This is a genomic window from Streptosporangium sp. NPDC002721, assembly GCF_042888905.1.
Lineage (GTDB): Bacteria > Actinomycetota > Actinomycetes > Streptosporangiales > Streptosporangiaceae > Streptosporangium.
Genome location: NZ_JBIAQI010000017.1, coordinates 194314 through 211941 on the forward strand (window position 1 = coordinate 194314; position 17628 = coordinate 211941).

At 69.4% G+C, this 17628-nt stretch carries 11 protein-coding genes and 1 riboswitch; of the genes, 1 reads left to right on the forward strand and 10 read right to left on the reverse strand.

What is annotated here, in order from left to right:
- Nucleotides 1–251 precede the first annotated feature (251 nt).
- From ACFYWM_RS24875 to ACFYWM_RS24890, 4 genes are all read right to left on the reverse strand, one after another.
- On the reverse strand, nt 252–2759 hold the full coding sequence (locus tag ACFYWM_RS24875; RefSeq protein ID WP_389917842.1) for an ATP-dependent Clp protease ATP-binding subunit: 2508 nt from the start codon (nt 2757–2759) through the stop codon (nt 252–254).
- Nucleotides 2760–3038: 279 nt separating this feature from the next.
- Nucleotides 3039–3371, reverse strand: a complete 333-nt coding sequence (locus ACFYWM_RS24880) for an Lsr2 family protein (RefSeq protein ID WP_389917844.1) — start codon at nt 3369–3371, stop codon at nt 3039–3041.
- Nucleotides 3372–4663: 1292 nt separating this feature from the next.
- Nucleotides 4664–5749: an RDD family protein gene (locus ACFYWM_RS24885; RefSeq protein WP_389917846.1), complete on the reverse strand. Its 1086-nt coding sequence runs from the start codon at nt 5747–5749 to the stop codon at nt 4664–4666.
- A 228-nt stretch (nt 5750–5977) separates the two neighbouring features.
- The gene (locus tag ACFYWM_RS24890; RefSeq protein ID WP_389917906.1) at nt 5978–6520 is read right to left on the reverse strand and encodes an amino-acid N-acetyltransferase; all 543 of its coding nucleotides are present in this window, start codon (nt 6518–6520) and stop codon (nt 5978–5980) included.
- Between the two features lie 466 nt (nt 6521–6986).
- Nucleotides 6987–7133, forward strand: a riboswitch (cyclic di-AMP (ydaO/yuaA leader).
- A 5-nt stretch (nt 7134–7138) separates the two neighbouring features.
- Here ACFYWM_RS24890 and ACFYWM_RS24895 point away from each other — a divergent pair.
- Complete coding sequence (locus tag ACFYWM_RS24895) at nt 7139–8188, forward strand: NlpC/P60 family protein (RefSeq protein ID WP_389917847.1); 1050 nt, start codon at nt 7139–7141, stop codon at nt 8186–8188.
- Nucleotides 8189–8527: 339 nt separating this feature from the next.
- On the opposite strand, the gene ACFYWM_RS24900 is transcribed toward ACFYWM_RS24895, so the two are convergent.
- From ACFYWM_RS24900 to ACFYWM_RS24925, 6 genes are all read right to left on the reverse strand, one after another.
- Nucleotides 8528–8728, reverse strand: coding sequence for a LuxR C-terminal-related transcriptional regulator (locus ACFYWM_RS24900; protein ID WP_362873574.1), 201 nt, complete (start codon nt 8726–8728; stop codon nt 8528–8530).
- Nucleotides 8729–10032: 1304 nt separating this feature from the next.
- Nucleotides 10033–11535 (reverse strand): bifunctional lysylphosphatidylglycerol synthetase/lysine--tRNA ligase LysX, encoded by a 1503-nt coding sequence (gene lysX / locus ACFYWM_RS24905; protein ID WP_389917850.1) that lies wholly within the window; start codon nt 11533–11535, stop codon nt 10033–10035.
- A gap of 213 nt (nt 11536–11748) precedes the next feature.
- Nucleotides 11749–12531 carry a type III pantothenate kinase gene (locus ACFYWM_RS24910; protein WP_350972521.1) on the reverse strand — a complete coding sequence of 261 codons (783 nt, stop codon included), beginning with the start codon at nt 12529–12531 and terminating at the stop codon, nt 11749–11751.
- Nucleotides 12531–15086: an L-aspartate oxidase gene (locus tag ACFYWM_RS24915; protein WP_389917851.1), complete on the reverse strand. Its 2556-nt coding sequence runs from the start codon at nt 15084–15086 to the stop codon at nt 12531–12533. The genes ACFYWM_RS24910 and ACFYWM_RS24915 overlap by 1 nt, the downstream gene beginning before the upstream one ends.
- 308 nt (nt 15087–15394) lie before the next feature.
- Nucleotides 15395–16222 (reverse strand): pantoate--beta-alanine ligase, encoded by an 828-nt coding sequence (panC, locus tag ACFYWM_RS24920; protein ID WP_389917908.1) that lies wholly within the window; start codon nt 16220–16222, stop codon nt 15395–15397.
- Between the two features lie 314 nt (nt 16223–16536).
- Complete coding sequence (locus ACFYWM_RS24925; protein ID WP_389917853.1) at nt 16537–17427, reverse strand: Rossmann-like and DUF2520 domain-containing protein; 891 nt, start codon at nt 17425–17427, stop codon at nt 16537–16539.
- Between the last annotated feature and the right edge of the window lie 201 nt (nt 17428–17628).

The following is a 17628-nucleotide window of genomic DNA, read 5'->3' on the forward strand; positions in this document are numbered from 1 at the left end:
CGGGCACCGACCTCCGCGTCACTCCCGGAGCTGATTCCTCGGTACGTCGCCAGGCTGACCCCGACACCGCTCTCACCGCAGTCCGTACGACGTTGAGATCATCTGATGGGATTGAGCGAGCTCGCTCTACAGAGTGTAGTACTACCTGTCGTGGCGAGATACCGTCTTTGGTAACAAATGAGCAGACCCCGCCGTGAGTCTCCTCACGGCGGGGTCTGCTCCCTGTCTGATCAGGTCATACCTGGTCGGTCCTAGTTCTGGATCGGCTCCGCGATGGCGGCGGCCGAGTCGGGAACCTGGGCGACCGGCGCGTTCTCACCGATGAAGGTGAACTTCGCGTTCTCGCCCTCGCCCTCGATGCCGATCTTCACGATCTGGCCGGGACGGAGCTCGCCGTACAGGATCTTCTCGGACAGGGTGTCCTCCAGCTCGCGCTGGATCGTACGACGGAGCGGGCGGGCGCCCATCACCGGGTCGTAGCCACGGTCGGCCAGCAGCTGCTTGGCCTCCTGCGTGAGCTCCATCCCCATGTCGCGGTCCTTCAGACGCAGGCCCACCTGGGCCAGCATCAGGTCGACGATGCGGATGATCTCCTTCGGCGTGAGCTGGTGGAAGACCACGATGTCGTCGACACGGTTGAGGAACTCGGGCCGGAAGTGCTGCTTGAGCTCCTCCTGGACCTTGGACTTCATCCGGTCGTAGTTGGACTCGGCGTCGTTGTTCTTCGCGAAGCCGACGCCCTGGCCCTTGGAGATGTCGCGGGTGCCGAGGTTCGTCGTCATGATGATGACGGTGTTCTTGAAGTCGACCACCCGGCCCTGGGCGTCGGTCAGGCGACCGTCCTCCAGGATCTGCAGCAGCGAGTTGAAGATGTCGGGGTGGGCCTTCTCGATCTCGTCGAACAGGACGACCGAGAACGGCTTGCGCCGCACCTTCTCCGTCAGCTGCCCGCCCTCCTCGTACCCGACATAGCCGGGAGGCGAGCCGAACAGGCGGGAGACGGTGTGCTTCTCCATGAACTCCGACATGTCCAGCATGATCAGCGCGTCCTCGTCCCCGAACAGGAACTCGGCCAGCGCCTTGGACAGCTCGGTCTTACCGACACCGGACGGGCCGGCGAAGATGAACGAGCCACCCGGACGGCGCGGGTCCTTCAGACCGGCGCGGGTGCGGCGGATCGAGCGGGACAGACCCTTGATGGCGTCGTCCTGACCGATGATCCGCTTGTGCAGCTCGTCCTCCATGCGGAGCAGCCGCTGGGACTCCTCCTCGGTGAGCTTGAAGACCGGGATGCCGGTGGCGGTCGCCAGGACCTCGGCGATGAGCTCCTCGGTGACCTCGGCGACGACGTCCATGTCGCCGGCCTTCCACTCCTTCTCGCGGCGCTCGCGCTTGAGCTGGAGCTGCTTCTCCTGGTCGCGCAGCGCGGCGGCCTTCTCGAAGTCCTGCGCGTCTATCGCGGACTCCTTGTCGCGCCGCACGTTGGCGATCTTCTCGTCGTACTCGCGAAGGTCCGGCGGCGCGGTCATGCGGCGGATGCGCATGCGCGAGCCGGCCTCGTCGATGAGGTCGATCGCCTTGTCGGGCAGGAACCGGTCGCTGATGTAGCGGTCGGCCAGCTGCGCGGCGGCCACCAGGGCGCCGTCCGTGATGGAGACGCGGTGGTGTGCCTCGTAGCGGTCGCGCAGGCCCTTGAGGATCTCGATCGTGTGGCTGAGGCTGGGCTCGGCCACCTGGATCGGCTGGAAGCGCCGCTCGAGCGCCGCGTCCTTCTCCAGGTGCTTGCGGTACTCGTCGAGGGTGGTGGCCCCGATGGTCTGCAGCTCGCCCCGGGCCAGCATCGGCTTGAGGATGCTGGCGGCGTCGATCGCGCCCTCGGCGGCACCCGCGCCGACGAGCGTGTGGAGCTCGTCGATGAACAGGATGATGTCGCCTCGGGTGCGGATCTCCTTGAGGACCTTCTTCAGCCGCTCCTCGAAGTCACCGCGGTAGCGGGAACCGGCCACCAGGGCGCCCAGGTCGAGGGTGTAGAGCTGCTTGTCCTTGAGGGTCTCGGGCACCTCGCCCTTGACGATCTTCTGGGACAGGCCCTCCACGACGGCGGTCTTGCCGACGCCGGGCTCGCCCACCAGGACCGGGTTGTTCTTGGTCCTGCGGGACAGGACCTGCATGACCCGCTCGATCTCCTTCTCCCGACCGATGACCGGGTCGAGCTTGCCCTCACGAGCGGCCTGGGTCAGGTTGCGGCCGAACTGGTCCAGCACAAGGGAGGTCGACGGCGCGGCCTCGGTCGGGCCGCCCGCGGCGGCCGGCTCCTTGCCCTGGTAGCCGTGGAGCAACTGGATGACCTGCTGGCGGACCCGGTTGAGATCGGCCCCCAGCTTCACCAGCACCTGGGCGGCGACGCCCTCGCCCTCACGGATGAGGCCGAGCAGGATGTGCTCGGTGCCGATGTAGTTGTGTCCCAGTTGCAGGGCTTCGCGGAGCGAAAGCTCAAGGACCTTCTTGGCACGCGGGGTGAACGGAATGTGCCCCGACGGCGCAGACTGACCCTGGCCGATGATCTCCTCGACCTGCTGACGCACACCTTCAAGACTGATGCCGAGGCTCTCCAGAGCCTTGGCGGCAACGCCTTCACCTTCATGGATCAAGCCAAGAAGAATGTGCTCCGTACCGATGTAGTTGTGGTTGAGCATCCGGGCCTCTTCTTGGGCCAGGACGACAACCCGCCGTGCGCGGTCGGTGAACCTCTCGAACATCTCGTCGCTCCTCACAGAGCGGTCAGGCAGGTCCGGGATATCCGAGCCCTGTCATCCCGCATGGTAGCCCCGACCCGGCGACCGCTCTATGCAGAAGACGTTCCCCGAGAGCAGGGCGTTCACCCTCCATCCAACTACTTACGAGGGGCGGGATGTTCCCGCTACGCCGCAAGCGAACGACGTTTGTCTGTCGGCGAAACGCATCATGCGGTCATGGCCGCCACCGGACCCCACCGTGACCGCCATAACCGCATGATTCACTCGATCCACAGAGCCGATCTAGTGAGCCCGCTCGTACTCTTCGACGATCTTGGAGGCGATTCGACCGCGCTCGCTGACATTGAGGCCGTGAGCCTTCGCCCACGCCCGGATGTCGGCGCTCTTCTCTCGCGTGAGCGCCCGCGCTCCGCCTGCGCGGCGGCGACGGGGAGCCAGGGCGCCCGACCGGCGGGCGCTCTGCACGAAAGGCGACAGGGAGTCACGGAGCTTCTTCGCGTTAACGTCACTCAGGTCAATCTCATAGCTGGTGCCGTCAATCGCGAAGGCGACAGTCTCATTGGCCTCGCCCCCATCGAGGTCGTCGATGAGAATCTCCTGGATCTGCTTGGCCATCTACACAATCCTTTCGCGGGTATTGTTTCATTCGCAAGCTAAACATATACCCGCGATCGAAGAGCGGCAATTCCAGGAGCCCGGCGATTCTCACAGGCAACCGAGACTCGCAGTCGAGGCTCCCGTGGATCAGCTCTTCTGCGACTCGGGGTCGGGTCGTTTTGCCGGTCGTCGGCCGACGGCTTCACTCCGAAGTAGCTTGACAACTCCGAAGATGAAGGCCCCGCCGACGACCGCCGGGGGTATCAACGCGGACAATACGTCGTACATTCGTCCTCGCTCCGCACCGTGGGTGGCTTTCTGGGGACCATGGAAATGTGGTGGCGACTCCCGGGCCGCGCAGGCACGCCCGATCGGTCTGGAACCGCCCACAGATGACCATAGCGCCACCGGCCGGCGACGTGCGTCAGCAGGGGCGACCATGTCCGTCTCTCTCCAGCCTAATGCTTCTCTCCAGCCGCCTTACCGGTTGCGGCCGTAAAGCCGCGAGGAAAAACCAACGGGGCGATCAGGTGATCATCACCGTCTCGGTAATACCAATGCCAGGCGGGTTCGCGGCCGCCGCGCCGTCGAGCTCCCTGCGCCGAAACCCCTGATGAAGGGGCCGGCCGGGCGGGACGAAGAGCACCTTGCCATGGAACCGGAGATCGGCGCGAGCGGGTTCAACACGGGAATACCCGCCGTCGGCGGAACACCCGGACGGAGAGCCGCTCGCTTCATCACCCCGGTGTGAGCCGATGTGACGCAAGCGTATGGAACAAGACGGATCTTCAACACTTTCTCGCCAAGAGTACGACCCGCTCTGGCACGGAGTACATAGTCGTAGACCGTATAACCACCAAACGCGATGGACTCCTCGGACAACCCCGCCAACACCACGCGCCTCCGATCCGGGTCCGTAAGAAGGCCTTCACCGGCTGTCCTGAACGCGCGGCGCAAGGCGAAGAAGAGAATCCGGCACGAGATCGCCGAGGATGCCGGAGGCGCGCCGGGCCGACCATTCGGTGAGTAGTGCGCGAACCCCCGACGGCGGTGGATGCGGCATTGACGCCTCATAGGAGACCCGCGGGCACCGGTGAGCCCGTTGTGGGCACCGTACGCGAATATTCCGGTGGGCGGGGCGAGACTCGGTCATAAGTTCCCCCGCGTTGCTCAGGATGCGGCAAATGGTTTCGCGCTTCCGCGGCCCCCGGACCCCGAGACCCATACGTGGCCCCTAAGACCCCTCGTTTTCTCACCCGTACGTGAAAACGGGGCCGGCGGTTCAACCGCCGGCCCCGTTATTCAGGGAACTACTTGATCTTGACGACGACCGTCGAGGCGACCTTGTCGTGCAGGGCCTGCTTCAGCGGCTTGTCCCACAGCTGCCACAGGACGTTCACGAGATAGAAGACGTAGGCGACGAAGCCCGCGAGCGGGATCCAGGTCAGGCCGTAGGGCCCCCAGAGCACGCCCGCGCGCTTGAGCGCCGTGTCGGAGCTGAGCCCGCCGGGCGGCAGGACGCCGCCGACCGGCACGACCTTGATGCCCATGACCATCTTGCCGACCGTCTGCCCGCCGCGGCTGAGCATGAAGAACTCGTAGGCCACGTAGATGGCCGCGGTGATCAGCGAGGTGAGCAGGCTCGCGAGGAAGAAGCCCCCTCCCGAGATGGCGCCCGTCTCCAGGTTGAAGTCGACGGGCGTCACGACAATGGCGGTGATCACCGCGTTGACGATGAACAGCGGGATCGCCAGGATGACCCCGTCGACGATCCTCGCCACCAGGCGCTGCCACCACTCGGCGAGCGGGGCCGGGGCCCCGGGAGGACCGCCGTACGGCTGACCGTAGCCCTGCTGCCCGTACGCGGGCTGCTGCTGGCCGTAGCCCTGCTGCCCGTAGTCGGGCTGCTGGCCGTAACCCTGCTGGCCGTACTGCTGCTGCCCGTAGTCGGGCTGCTTGCCGTACTGCTGCTGGCCGTAGTCGGGCTGCTGGCCGTAACCGGGCTGGGGCTGCTGCTGCCCGTAGCCGGGCTGCTGGCCATAGCCCGGCTGCTGGCCGTAACCCTGGTCGTGGGTGGGCTGCTGGCCGTATCCGGGCTGCTGCCCGTACGCCCCCGTGCCACCCTGCTGCCCGTACGCGCCGGTCCCGCCCTGCTGGCCGTAACCCTGGTCGTGGGAGGACTGCTGGCCGTAGCCGGGCTGCTGCCCGTACGCCCCCGTCCCACCGCTCTGCTGCCCGTACCCCTGCTGCTGCCCGTACCCCTGCTGCCCGTAGTCGGGCTGCTGACCGTACCCCTGCTGGCCGTACTGCTGCTGCCCGTAGCCCTGCTGGCCGTAACCGGGCTGGCTCTGCCCTGGGCCGGTGTTCGGCTGTGAGGCCTCCGATCGATATCCCACAACTGTCACGTCGGGGTCGAGTTCGCCAGGGGCTCGACCCACGTTGTGCTGTCCGTAATCCGGCTGCCCCGACGGTGTGCGATCGCGGTCGGGATCATCCTGTCGATACGGCGGCTGTCCGGTGCTCACCGCGTCACCTCACTTAGACTGCGCATGTGGCAAATGTCAGACGCACATGCATGCTGCTGCACAAGGTATCGATATAGGTATCAACAGTCACCTTTCCGATCAGTCAGCTCTAAAGTCATCAGAGTCGGGCTCACGTGTCAGATGCAGCAGCATCCGGGTGTTTCCCAAGGTGTTGGGCTTGACGTGTTCCAGATCGAGGAACTCCGCCACACCCTCGTCGTAGGAGGCGAGAAGTTCCGCGTAGACCTCCGGGGCGACGGGTGTGCCCTGGATTTCCCGGAATCCATGCCGGGCGAAGAAGTCGACCTCGAAGGTCAGGCAGAAGACCCGGCGCAGGCCGAGCTCGGCGGCCGTGCGGATGAGCGCGGAGACGATCCGGTGGCCGATTCCCAGCCCCCTGCGGGTCGGGTCGACGGCGACGGTGCGGATCTCGGCCAGATCCTCCCAGAGGACGTGCAGGGCCCCGCAGCCGATCACCGTCCCCTCCGCGTCGGTGGCGACCCAGAACTCCTGGACGTCCTCGTACAGGGTCACGGTGGCCTTCGCCAGCAGGCGCGGGCCGGCACCGCCGTAGGTGTCGACGAGCCGTCTGACGGCGCGGACGTCCGGGGTGCGTGCGCGGCGGACCGTGATCTCGGGGATCTCGGGGACCTCGGGGCCCGTCCCGGCCTCGGGCGCGCCCCGCTCCGCCTCCGTGGATCCGGCACGCCGCTCCCCGCCGCCGGGGGCGCTGACGACCGGCACGGGAGAATGCTCAGCAAGCTGCTCCATGACCGTTCAGCGTACGTCCTCACCGGTCTTTGATTACGGCTCATCCTTAACTCGCGACCCGCGGGCCGCTCATGACCGTTGGCGATCGCTTTACCACTCTCGGTACGCGACACCTCCCGTGTGCCTCAACTCACCTTTGGCACGGTCCCGGACCTGGGAAGACCCCTCGTCCCACCCGTCACTTGGAAGGCAAAGCCTGCGTAATGGCCATGTTGATCATATTGCGGTGTGATCTTTTCGTGACACCTCGGTTGCGAAACCTCTACTGAATTCGCAGTTCTGGTTGAGCATGAACCACAGGTGCACTAATCTCCGTGCTCGATGTCAGAGATGTGAAAAGCCTGACCCGCCGAATCCTCCCGCGTGGGGAACCGGGGACCCACCACGTCCTCCGGGGTGAATCCGAGTGCCACCGGCGCACCCGGTAGGGCTGCCTCCGGCCCGAACCCGTCAGCTAACCCGGTAGGCGGCCGAGAGAGGAGCCCATTGGTGAAGCGCACGCGCGACCTCGGAGGAGAGCGGGCGGGTCACGACACCCGCGGTCGAGAACGCGCGCCGCGAGGGCTGCGCCGTCGCATGGCGGTCGTCGGCCTGGCATTCGCCACCCTGACCCTCGGCACCCCGCTGGTGTCCGCCACCGCGGACCCCGAGCCCAGCCTCCAGCAGCTGGCCAAGCAGGCCGAGAAACTGCACCAGGAGATCGGCACGCTCGCGGAGCGCTACAACGGCGAGCGGGTCAAGCTCAGGCAGGCCCAGCGGGCCGCGGAGAGCGCCAAGAAGATCCTCGCGTCGAGCGAGTCCGAGCTGGCGTCCCGTCGCACCAAGGCCACCCTCCTGGCGCAGAGCACCTACATGTCGGGCGGCCTGAACTCCGGGCTCGCCTTCACGCAGGCCACCGATCCCGACGCCTTTCTCGACCAGGCCACCACCAACTACGCGCTCCAGCAGCAGCAGAGCGAGGAGCTCGCCCAGGTGAGCCGGGCGATCGCGGCCGCCGAGCGGGCCCAGGCCGGCGCCAAGGCCAGGACGGCGGAGGTCAAGAAGCTCCTCGCGGAGATCGACGGCAACCGGACCAGGATCGAGCGGCTGGTCGACCGGGTCGAGAGCGACCTGTTCAGCGAGGTCCGCACCAGGGCCGTCAGCAACCGGGGCGCCCGGGTGAAGACGGACGTGCCCATCGTGGGCAGCGGCAAGGGCGCGGAGGCCGCCCGCTGGGCGCTCACCCAGCAGCTGAAGCCGTACGTCTGGGGTGCCGAGGGGCCCAACTCCTTCGACTGCTCCGGCCTGGTCATGTGGGCCTACCAGAAGGTCGGCATCAGCCTGCCGCACTACACCGGCGACCAGTGGACGGCGGGCACCCACGTCTCCAGGAACGAGCTGCGCCCCGGCGACCTGGTCTTCTTCTACAGCGACCTGCACCACGTCGGGATCTACATCGGCGCGGGCCTGATGGTCCACGCGCCCCGGACCGGTGACGTCATCCACATCACCACGATCGACAACCGGCCCTTCGCCGGAGGCGTCCGCATCGCCGCCTGAGCCGCCGGCTCCCGGCCGGAGCGGTGTGGCTCGAAACGGTTTCCGACCGGGCGGGCGGCCTTCCCAGACTGTCGGCTCGGGCGGGGGCCTGTCAGGCCTGTCGACTCGGACGGGGTGGCCTGTCAGGCCTGTCGACTCGGGCGGGGGTGACCCGTCCGGGCCGCCGACCGGGTGGGAGTGGCCTGTCCGGCCTGTCGGTTCGGGCGGGGGTGACCCGTCCGGGCCGCCGGCTCGCACGCGTGTGGCCTGTCCAGCCTGTCGGTTCGGACGAGTGTGGCCTGTCCGGGCCGTCGGCTCGCACGCGTGTCCGGCCCGACCTGCCGGACACGCGGCGACGCGTCAGATCAGGCGACGGCGAGCCGCCCAGGCCACGGCCTCGATCGCCGTGGCCACGCCGATGCGGTCGCAGATGCCTCTCAGCCTGCGCCTGACCGTCCGGCCACTGATGTCGAGGCGACGCCCTACCCGATCGACCGTGACACCCTTGGCGAGCTCAGCCAGCAGCACGAGGTCGTCGTCACTGAGACCGATTTCGCTCATGCCCAGGGGGCTGTCGCCATGGCGTGAATCCACTTCTGGATATGCCATCAAGAGTCACTCCCCCCACTCTGGAAACCGGGTGCGAGACGCCGGAAATGAATACCGTCCGCCAGGAACGGTAAACGCCTTGTTCAAAGGTCGTCAAGTTCCACTCTTCATAGCGTGCGTCCAGTATTGACATAGCAGGCGCTACGTGAAGTACTCATGATATGTCAGTGCCTTTGCGGCTATGTCATGATCGAGCCCAGGCACGAGCCGGCAAGCACCCCCTGGCTGCGACGATCGAAGTCCTGGCAGAACAAGGTTTCGCCGGAACCGCCGTCTCACCGGGCGCTCCGAAGCCGATCCCCCGGGGATCCCGGCCCGCCCGCATTTCCCGGCAAAAATTGATCTCTTCCCCGTGCTCTCCGGCGACCATGCCTCAGCGCCTTGACCACACGCCACGGAAAACGCGGAAATATGAGGGTCAAGGGCGAGGCTTTGCGGCATTCGCGAAGTATCACGTGGTAACGGCGGACCGTTGGGCGATATTGGACATACTGGAAAGGGATATCTGCACCATGCGGAAACGCGTCCGATATTGCGCGGACCAGCGGAGCCGGTGAGACCATGTGCTCGGCGACCGTTTCCCGCCCACCGGATCCGCCCCGACGCCCCGAGCACTTCCACGGGGAATCATCCCGATCCGTGAACCTTTCACGAGAGCGATGCGCCCCGGCGCCTCGGGGTGACTCTCCTGCGAGGACGGCCCGGAGACGGTAGGGGAACCACTCCGGCGCGCCCCGGCCGCGCACGGCTCGCGCTCCGGTTCGTGTTCGCACCCACCGGCGCGAGACCGCGCAGGACGCCGATCGGCGGGGTGGGACGGTGACGGGGCCGCCCGGTGGGAGCGGAGGGGTGACGGAGCCGCTTGACGGGAGCGGGACGTTGACCGCGCCACTCGGCGCGGCTCGGCTGGTCAGGCTCTCCGGGCGCTCCTCGAACCCGCCGTCCCGTGTGGGCGGTGTGGGCCCCGCCGGGCCTCGGCCCGACCGCGAGTGGCCACAGGGCTCGCGCTTCGAGCGGTAACCGGGGTCACGTCCCGAGCCGCGACTGGGAACGCGTTCCAAGCGGTGACCGGAGCCGCGACCGGGAGCACGTCCCGGGCGGCGAACGGGGTCGTCGGCCGGTCTCGGTCCGGGAGTGGTCCTGCCCGGGAACACACCGTCGCCAGAGGGCGGGACAGCCCCTCATGACGGTGGCGCCGGGCCGGGAAGTGCCCGGCGCGGCGCCACCGTGGCAGGGAGATCGTCCGCCCGCCTGGCTCAGGTGGTCGGCTTGACCAGCGGGAACAGGATGGTCTCGCGGATGTTCTTGCCCGTGAAGGCCATGATGAGGCGGTCGATGCCGAGGCCCATGCCACCGGTGGGCGGCATCGCATATTCCAGGGCCGTGAGGAAGTCCTCGTCAAGCTGCATGGCCTCGACGTCGCCGCCCGCGGCGAGCATGGACTGCTCGGTGAGACGGCGGCGCTGCTCGATCGGGTCGTTCAGCTCCGAGTAGCCGGTGCCCAGCTCGGTGCCGAAGCCGATCAGGTCCCACTTCTCGGTGAGGAGCGGGTTGTCCCGGTGGACGCGGGCCAGCGGGGAGGTCTCCAGCGGGTAGTCCATGACGAACGTGGGCTGGACGAGCGTGTGCTCGACGAGGGCCTCGAAGATCTCCTGGACCAGCTTGCCCTGGCCCCACTTGGCGTCCCAGTGGATCTCCCGCGCGTCCGCGAGCTTGCGGACGTGCTCCAGGGGCGTCTCGGTGGTGACCTCCTCGCCCAGCGCCTCGGAGACCGACCCGTACAGGGTGATCCGCGGCCACTTCGCCAGGCCGAGGTCGATCTCCTGGCCCTCGTGCACGACCACGGAGTGGCCGAGAGCGGCCAGCACGGCCTTCTGGATCATCCGCTGGGTGAGGTCGGCGATGTCGTTGTAGTCGAGATACGTGCCGTACGCCTCCAGCATCGTGAACTCGGGGTTGTGGGTGGAGTCGGCGCCCTCGTTGCGGAAGTTGCGGTTGATCTCGAAGACCTTCTCCAGCCCGCCGACCACCAGCCGCTTGAGGTAGAGCTCGATCGCGATGCGGAGGTAGAGCTCCATGTCGTACGCGTTGATGTGGGTCTTGAAGGGCCTGGCCGTGGCTCCGCCGTGGATCGGCTGGAGCATCGGCGTCTCGACCTCCAGGTAGCCCTCCTCGTGCCAGAAGTCGCGGACGGCCCGGACCACGGCACTGCGGGTGTAGGCGAGCTTCCTGGCCTCGTCGTTGACGATGAGGTCGACGTAGCGCTGGCGGACCCGCGCCTCGGGGTCGGTGAGCCCGGCGTGCTTCTCCGGCAGCGGGCGCAGGCACTTCGAGGTGATCGCCCAGCGGTCGGCGAGGATGGACAGCTCGCCCCTGCGGGAGGTGATCACCTCACCCTCGATGCCCACGTGGTCGCCGAGGTCGACGTCGCGCTTCCACGCGGCCAGGGACTCCTCGCCCACCTTGTCCAGGGAGATCATGACCTGGAGGTCGCCGGAGCCGTCGCGGAGGGTGGCGAAGCAGAGCTTGCCGCCGGTCCTGGACAGCATCACGCGGCCGGTGACGCCCACTTTGTCGCCCGTCGCGGTGTCAGCGGAGAGATCAGCGTATTTCTGGCGGATCTCGGCGTTGGTCGCGGTGCGCGGGAAGTTCACCGGGTAGGGGTCGACGTCCTCGGAACGGAGGCGGTCGAGCTTCTCCCGGCGTACGCGCATCTGCTCGGGCAGATCCTCGGCGGGATTCGTCACGTCATCGGTCACAGTTCCAAAGGGTACCGATGCGGCGAACCCCGTGAGTTCGCCGGTCGCGCGGCGGGGAGAGCCTGTCGTACGGCGTGGGAAGCCGGTCGCGCGGCACGCGGGCAACGGGTCGTGCCGCGCGGGGAGCCGGTTCGCGGCACGGGGAGAGGGTGTTCTCTCCGTGCCGCGGCGTGCCCGACGTGCCGCGGCGCCCTCTGACGTGCCGCGGTGTCCTCAGGGGGCGTTGCGGTGGTAGATCAGCCGCAGGCCGATCAGCGTGAGCCAGGGCTCGTGCATGTCGATCGAGCGCGCCTCGCTCACCACGAGCGGCGCCGCGCTGCCGGTGGCGACCACGGTGACGTCGTCGGGGTCGACGGCGAGCTCGGCCGCCATCCGCTCGACGATCCCGTCCACCTGGCCGGCGAAGCCGTAGATGATGCCGGCCTGGAGCGCCTCGACGGTGTTCTTGGCGATCACCGAGCGGGGGCGGATCAGCTCCACCTTGTGCAGCTGCGCCCCGGCCGCGGCGAGCGCGTCCACCGAGATCTCGATGCCGGGGGCGGTCACCGCGCCGACGTACTCACCCTTGGCGGAGACGGCGTCGAAGGAGGTCGCGGTCCCGAAGTCGACGATGACGCACGGCCCGCCGTACAGCTGGATGGCCGCCAGCGCGTTGACGATGCGGTCGCTGCCGACCTCCTTCGGGTTGTCCATCCGGACCGGCACCCCGGTGCGGACCCCGGGCTCGACGATCACCGCGTTCACGTCGCCGTAGTAGCGGCGGCACATCTCGCGCATCTCGTTGAGCACCGAGGGGACGGTGGAACAGATCACGATGCCGTTGACGTCGGCGCCCTTGAGCAGCGGCGACTGCCCGAGCAACCCCTGGAGCACGACGGCGATCTCGTCCGCCGTGCGCCGGGCGTCCGTGGCGATCCGCCAGTGCTCGATGACGTCCTCACCCTCGAAGAGCCCGAGCACGGTGTGGGTGTTGCCGACGTCGATGGCAAGCAGCATCAATTCCCCCGAAGGTCCAAGGCGATGTCCAGCGCCGGTGCCGAGTGCGTGAGCGCGCCCACGGCAAGGTAGTCAACACCTGTTTCGGCCACGTCACGAGCGACCTGGAGGGTGAGCCCCCCGCTGGACTCCAGCCGCGCCCGGCCGTCCACCAGCCGTACGGCCCGCGTCAGCTCCTCGACGGTGAAATTGTCCAACAGGATCTCCTCCGCTCCCTCGGCCAGCACCGGCTCGATCTGGTCGATCCGGTCGACCTCGACCTCGATCGGCAGGCCGGGGTAGGCGTCACGAACAGCACGGAACGCCTCCGCGACCCCGCCCGAGGCCACCACGTGATTGTCCTTGATCAGCGCGGCGTCCGAAAGCGACATCCGGTGATTGGTTCCGCCGCCGCACCGGACGGCGTACTTCTCCAGGGCGCGCAGTCCGGGCAGCGTCTTGCGGCTGTCCCTGATCCGGGCCCCGGTCCCCTCGACGGCCAGGACCCAGCGGCCGGTCAGGGTCGCGATGCCGGACAGGTGGGTGAGCAGGTTGAGCACGGTGCGCTCGGCGGTCAGCAGGTCCCGGGCAGGACCGGTGACGGTCATCAGCACGTCGCCCCGGACGACGCGCTCGCCGTCCTTGACCCTGCGCTCGGTCACCAGGCGGCCCCGGCTGAGGTGGGAGAACGCGCCCTCGGCCACGGCCAGCCCCGCGACCACGCCGTCCTCGCGGGCCACCACGTCGGCGGTGGCCGTCTGGTCCGCGGGGATGGTGGCGAGGCTGGTGACGTCGCCCGCCTCCTGCAGGTCCTCGGCCTCGGCGGCCTCCAGGATCGCGGTCACCGCCGCCGGGTCCAGGCCCGCCTCGATCAGGTCGTTCTCCACCTGGGCCGGCAACGCGGTCGCGTGCCGCCCGTGCGGTACGTATGTCATGGCGGGTCCCTCCGCTGTCAGGGTGGTGTCGAGGTGGCCCAGCCACCGGTCGTCGTCGCGCTCGGGAAAGTCCTCCCGCCAGTGGGAGCCCCGGGTCTCCCGGCGCTCGCGGGCGGCCGCCACGAGCGCGGAGGCGACCGTCAGCAGGTTCGTGGTCTCCCAGGACTCGGTACAGGGCTCGACCGTCACCGGGGTCCACCTGAGGTTCATCAGGGCCCTGGCGACCTCTCCCAGGGACTCCTGGCCGCGCAGCACGCTCGCCCCCCGGCTCATGTGCGCCTGGATCCTGCTGCGGGCCCTGGGGTCGATCAGGCCGGTGGGCCGGTCGTCGGGGGCCGGCTCGCTCGCCGCGGGCGTCGCGTTCCCGGCGCGTGCGGTCCGTACCGCGTGGATGTCGGCGGCGATGCGCCCGGCGAAGACCAGGCCTTCGAGCAGGGAGTTGGAGGCCAGCCGGTTGGCGCCGTGCACGCCGGTGCACGCGACCTCGCCGCACGCGTACAGGCCGGGCACGCTGGTACGGCCGCGCAGGTCGGCGCGGACGCCGCCGCTGGCGTAGTGGGCGGCGGGCGCGACGGGGACGAGCTGGGTGACCGGGTCGATGCCGTGCTCCAGGCAGACCGCGTGGATCGTCGGGAAGCGGGTGCGCCACTTCTCCTCGCCGAAGTGGCGGGCGTCGAGATAGACGTGGTCGGCGCCGGTGGCGCGCATCCGCCGCATGATCGCCTTGGCCACGACGTCGCGGGGGGCGAGGTCGGCGAGCTCGTGGACGTCCCGCATGAACGGGGTGCCGTCCGCGTCGACGAGCACCGCGCCCTCGCCCCTGACCGCCTCGGAGACCAGCGGCTGCTGGCCGGTGGAGTCCTCGCCGAGCCACAGGACGGTCGGGTGGAACTGGACGAACTCCAGGTCCCTGACGACGGCTCCCGCGCGCAGCGCGAGCGCCACCCCGTCGCCGGTGGAGACGACGGGGTTGGTGGTGGCGGCGTAGACCTGGCCCATGCCGCCGGTGGCCAGCACCACGGCCCCCGCCGTGACCGCGCCCACCCCGTCGCGCTCGCCCTCGCCCATGACGTGCAGGGTCACCCCGGCGGTACGGCCCTCGGCGTCCTTGAGGAGGTCGAGGACGAGCGCGTGCTCGATCACCTCGATGTCCGACTCCGCGACGGCCTGGACGAGTGCCCGCTGCACCTCGGCCCCGGTGGCGTCGCCGCCCGCGTGCACGATGCGGTCGCGGCGGTGGCCGCCCTCCCTGGTGAGCTGGAGCGTCCCCGTGGCGTCGGTGTCGAACCGGGCGCCCACCGCGATCAGCCCGCGCAGCGCGTCGGGCCCCTCCGTCACCAGGACCCGGACGGCCTCCTCGTCGCAGAGGCCCACTCCGGCGACGAGCGTGTCGGACAGGTGCTCCTCGGGGGTGTCCCTCGGGTCGAGCACGGCGGCGATGCCGCCCTGGGCCCAGCGGGTGGAGCCGGACGACAGGACGTCCTTGGTGACGACCAGGACCTTCGCCCCGGGTTCGAGGGCGGCGTAGCGCAGCGCCAGGGTGAGGCCGGCGACGCCGGAGCCCACCACGACCACGTCCGCCCGTACCGTCCAGCCCGGAGCCGGAGCGGTCAACCTCTGGGGAATGGCCGGGATGCTCATAGCCGCCTCCTCGCGGGGTTCATTAGAGGCCGTTCATTTCGTCAGTGTGACGATAACGTGGCCCGCGAAGCGGCTGTTCCCCGGGGTGGGACATTTCACCCGAACCTTGAGATAACAGCAGCTTAGGGAGCTTAGGGACGTACGCGACGGCTCACCGGCCACCGGCCCGCGCCGGCCGCGCACCGGCCACCGTCAGCCGCGCACCAACCACCGGCCACCGCCGGCCGCGCACCGGCCCGCGTGGGCTGCCCATCATCAGCCGTTCACCGCTCACCGCTCACCGGTCCTCACCGGCGAGCGGCCCGGAGTCAGCCGGCGGCGAGCGTGACGTTGTCGATCAGCCTGGTGGAGCCCACCCTGGCGGCCACCGCGAGGATCGCCTCACCGGCGTGGTCGTCGCCGACCTCCGCGAAGGTCGCGGGGTCGACCAGGACCAGGTAGTCGAGCGCCAGCGACGGCTCGGCCTCCAGGACGGCGAGCGCGGTTCGGCGGATCTCCGCGGGCGCGCGCCGAGCGGACCCCGCCGTCAGGGCGCGGGACAGGGCCAGGGCCGTCACCCGGTCCTCCGGCGACAGGTAGCGGTTGCGGCTGGACAGCGCCAGGCCGTCCGGCTCGCGGACCGTGGGCCCGCCGACGATCGAGACCGGCAGGTTCAGGTCGGCGACCATCCTGCGGATCACCGCGAGCTGCTGGGCGTCCTTCTGCCCGAACACCGCCACGTCCGGCTGGACCAGGTTGAACAGCTTCAGCACCACGGTCAGCACCCCGTCGAGGTGGCCGGGCCTGAACTCCCCCTCGACTACCGACCCCATCCCGCCCGCGGAGACGCCGACCTGCCTGTCCGGCAGGTACATGTCCTCGGCCGAGGGGGCGAACACCACGCTCACCCCCTCGGCCTCGCAGATCTCGACGTCGGCGTCGAACGTACGGGGATAGCGGGAGAAGTCCTCGGCAGGCCCGAACTGGAGCGGGTTCACGAAGATGCTCACCGCCACGTGCGCGGCCCTCTCGCGGGCCAGCCGGATGAGCGAGCGGTGCCCCTCGTGCAGCGCGCCCATGGTCGGCACGAGCGCGAGCGCGCTCCCCCCCGAGGAGGCTCCCGCGCCGATCCCCAGTGTCTCGCGAGCCTTGAGCAGCCCTGCGCGGTCGTCCGCCACGATCACTGGAACCTCCCGGGGGTGCTCCGGCTCCCGGGCCGGAGAGGAATGACGGTCATCGGAATCCGCCGGTTGCCTTCGCCGGACGGATTCGGCTCACCCGGTCAGCTAACCGGATCGGGTCGCCGGAGCGGGCACCGGGGCGGCACGGCGAGGACCCGGGAACCGCACGCCGCCCCCCGGGCCGCTCCCGCCGTCCCGAGGCCGTACGTCGCTCCCGGCCGCTCCGGTGCCCCACGGGCCCTCAGGGCCGCGCGTCGCCTCCCGGGCCGCTCTCCGTCCACACACGGCCCTCAGGTCCATATGTTGCCGCCCAGGGCGTCCAGGAGGCGCTCCGCGGCCTCGGGCTTGAGCAGCCCGGCCGCCAGCGCCCGGTCGGCGGTGAGCCTGGCGAGCGCCACGTAGGCGTCCGCCGCCTCGGGGGCGGCGAGGATCAGCGCGTCCACGTGCCTGCGGACGGTCCCGGCGTCGCCGCGCACCACCGGGCCGGTCAGCCCGGCGATGCCGAGCCTCAGCACGTTCTCCAGGGCCGCGCCGAGCAGCGGGCCGAGCATCCGGCCCGGCTGCTCCACGCCGATCCTCTCCAGCAGCTCCGAGGACTCCGCGATGAGCGTCACCATGTGGTTGGCCGCCTGCGCCAGGGCCGCGTGGTAGAGCGGCCGGTCCTCGTCGGCGATCCAGACCGGCTCGCCCTCCATCTCGATGACGAGGGCCTCGGCCACCGGGCGGAGCGGGTCGGGGGCGGTCACCCCGTACGAGATCCCGGTGAGGCGGCGCAGGTCGTCGTCGCGGCCGGTGAAGGTCATCACGGGGTGCAGCGCCAGCGGCAGCGCCCCGGCCTTGATCGCCGGGTTCAGCACCGCCAGGCCGTACGCGCCGCTGGTGTGGGCCACCAGCTTGCCGCGCAGGTCGACCCCCGTCTCGACCAGCCCGGAGACCAGGCCGGGCAGCACGTCGTCGGGGACGGTCAGCAGGACGAGGTCCGCACCGGCCACCACGTCCTCGGGCCGGGTGGGGACGAGCCCGAGCCGCTCGACCGCCCGCTCCCTGGAGGCGTCGGAGACACCGCTCGCCGCCACCACCCGGTGTCCCGCCCTGACGAGCGCGGCGCCGAGCGCCGAACCGACCCTGCCCGCTCCAACCACTCCGACGGCCAGCCGTGCCGGGCGATCGACTGCGTCCATGACGTCCCGTCCTTCGACCATGTGGGGCTCCGTGCCCGATTGACCAGCGTAACGGGCCAGGCCGTCGTAACCGTGGCAAGCCGCGTCATCGGTAGCGGTCGGTAGCGGACCTCCGGAGGTCTGGCCTGGAAGAACCGGGAGCTTACGGGACCCGCCGGAGAACCCGCGGGCCCGGCTCACGCGGCGATCCGGGCGGTGGCG